We start from the raw sequence: 531 nt of genomic DNA on the forward strand, positions 1-531 counted from the left end.
CTCGGTGAAGTAGTCCTTGGCGCCGGGGAAGTGCGGGAAGACGGTCGGCAGCTCCTCGTGGAACTCGTTGTCCACGGCCAGGATGGCGGTCAGCGGGGCGGCCGGACGGTCCACCCCGTGCGCGACCACCCGGGCCAGGTCGAGCAGGCCGCGGACGTCGACGTCCAGGTCGATGTCCAGCTCGGCACGGACCTCGGCGATCCAGTCATCCAGCGTGCGTTCCATGCGAACATGCTGCCTGATCGGCGGTTTCGCCGGGATGTTTGTCCGGTGAGCGGCGCGCGTCGTTTCGCTCACGTCCGGACGCCGGGTCAGTCCCCGTCGCGCCGGCGGGCCCGCTCCAGGTCCTCCCAGGTGTCGCAGTCGTGGCTGACGTCGTCGGTGTCGGCCAGCCGGAGGGTGGGCAGGGCGCCGGTCAGCCGGCGCAGCGGGAGCCCGGCGGGGTCGCCGGCGGCGGCCAGGGCGGCGCGCAGCGCGGCGGTGCGGTAGGCGGCGGCGAGCGGCTGGTCGCGGCCGGTGGCGTCCCCCAAG

1 protein-coding gene and 1 pseudogene are annotated in these 531 nt (G+C 74.4%); both read right to left on the reverse strand.

Annotated features, from left to right (window positions below):
- Positions 1 to 225: DUF6457 domain-containing protein (locus tag ABD308_RS08335; protein ID WP_344329896.1), on the reverse strand; the 225-nt coding region annotated here is incomplete at its 3' end.
- A gap of 86 nt (positions 226 to 311) precedes the next feature.
- Positions 312 to 531: pseudogene (locus ABD308_RS08340) on the reverse strand (molybdenum cofactor guanylyltransferase); the annotation flags it as partial.

Source organism: Kitasatospora putterlickiae (genome assembly GCF_039527695.1).
GTDB lineage: Bacteria > Actinomycetota > Actinomycetes > Streptomycetales > Streptomycetaceae > Kitasatospora > Kitasatospora putterlickiae.